This is a genomic window from Flavobacterium chungangensis, assembly GCF_042654045.1.
In the GTDB taxonomy this organism is placed as follows: domain Bacteria; phylum Bacteroidota; class Bacteroidia; order Flavobacteriales; family Flavobacteriaceae; genus Flavobacterium; species Flavobacterium chungangensis.
This window is the reverse complement of record NZ_JBHSFY010000030.1, coordinates 1-1,779: the sequence shown is the minus strand read 5'-3', so window position 1 is coordinate 1,779 and position 1,779 is coordinate 1. Positions and strand designations below refer to the sequence as shown.

Annotated in this window: 2 protein-coding genes; both read left to right on the top strand. The window is 37.0% G+C overall.

Annotation, left to right across the window (positions count from 1 at the left end; genetic code table 11):
• Positions 1 to 396 precede the first annotated feature (396 nt).
• Positions 397 to 972, top strand: coding sequence for a Crp/Fnr family transcriptional regulator (locus tag ACFO3N_RS24885; protein ID WP_026729722.1), 576 nt, complete (start codon positions 397 to 399; stop codon positions 970 to 972).
• Positions 973 to 1,040: 68 nt separating this feature from the next.
• Complete coding sequence (locus ACFO3N_RS24880) at positions 1,041 to 1,493, top strand: carboxymuconolactone decarboxylase family protein (RefSeq protein ID WP_379801510.1); 453 nt, start codon at positions 1,041 to 1,043, stop codon at positions 1,491 to 1,493.
• Positions 1,494 to 1,779: the final 286 nt, after the last annotated feature.

The window sequence follows — 1,779 nt, the reverse complement described above, 5'->3', positions numbered from 1 at the left end:
GTCACTCAGCCAGATGGCGCCAATTGAAGACAATTGGCGCCATTTTTTCATTTACACTAATAAATACGGTGGCTTTGAGTCATTTTTGCTTTTATTTTCTTTCTCTAAAATAATAGAAAAATTGCTTCAGCGTGTATATTTAGATGAAAAATAATACAAATAGTTAATTTATCATTCGATAACTTAACAGGATTCGAACCCCCAGAATATTATAGAAATTGACTCTATATAATCTCCAAATTGCTTTCAATTACTATTTAATGACAAATAATGAAATCTGATTTCAAAACGTATTTAAGTATATTATTGCTATATTTGCTTAAGAGCCTGCCAGCGATGCCATTCCGATTAAAAAAGCTGGCCGAACAGTCAAAACCAATATGTCATTTACTCCAGATGTCCAATATACTCAAAAACCATATAGCCAAATTTGCACAGGTATCAGACAATGACTTTGAGCAAATCAAAAAATTCTTCGACATAAAACAAACGTGTAAAAAAGAGAACCTGCTAAAGGAGGGACAGATCTGCCGTCATCATTATTTTGTTTTGGACGGCCTGCTTAGAAAGTTTTATATTAACGAGAAAGGTACCGAACAAACCACGGAATTTGCCATAGAAACATGGTGGCTTACCGATAACTTTGCCTACGAGAACCAGCTCGCGACAGAATTTTATATTCAGGCAGTAGAGAAATCAACATTGCTTTACATCACTTTGGAGAAGCAGCAGAAGCTGCTGGAAGAGTTTCCGGTAATGGAGCGCTATTTCCGTTTTGTCTACCAGAGGGCTTATGCAGCCGCACAGAAACGCATCAAATTTCTTTTCTCGTTCTCTAAGGAAGAGTTTTATTTCCAGGCAGTCAGAAACCACCCCGAATTCATCCAGCGTGTTCCCCAATACCTCATCGCTTCCTATCTAGGATTCACGCCCGAATACTTGAGCGAAATACGCAAAAGGCTTCTTTCTTAAACCAGTTTAAGTTTTTTCCTTTCCCTATTATTGAATTTTGCATTGAACAATTTTAAAAGAATAATACAATGCAAAAACGACTTAACATTAAGCAGGCCGCTCCGGATGCACTAAAAGCGATGATAGGACTTGAAAGCTACCTTTCAAAAATTTCCATATCCAAGACAGCCAAAGAACTCATAAAGATACGTGCCTCGCAGATCAACGGCTGTGCCTACTGCATCAACATCCACACTCACGACGCCGTTAAAAACGGCGAGTCAAACCAGCGCATTTTTCTCTTGAGTGCTTGGAGAGAAGCTGGGGACATTTTTACAGAAGAGGAAAAAGTGGTGCTCGCGGTAACTGAAGAGATAACATTAATTCATGAGAACGGATTAACGGATGAAACCTATACAAAGGCCTTACAGTATTTCAGTGAAAGCCAGATAGCAGATATAATAACGGCCGTCATAACAATCAATCTTTGGAACAGGGTTGTTCTCAGTACCCATCTCCGAATAGGAGAAAGTCTTGCATAACTTGCAAAAAACTAGTTTAATTACGATGCATCCAAAAGTTTAGAATTATAATTAAATTTGAAGACAATAAGCCCGATTTGTTTCGGGCTTATTGCTTTTACGAAAAACTCATTTAAAAGCACCAATTAGGATAGAAATGCTCCAGTGGAACAACAATCAAATAATTCATACAGCCAAAGAAAGACAATCCTGCCTTAACTTAAACAATCTTTTAAAATCCTGCATAAATTTTGTAAATTTATATATCAGTTTAATGCGATGGATCAATTGAGTTTTTACAATTTTT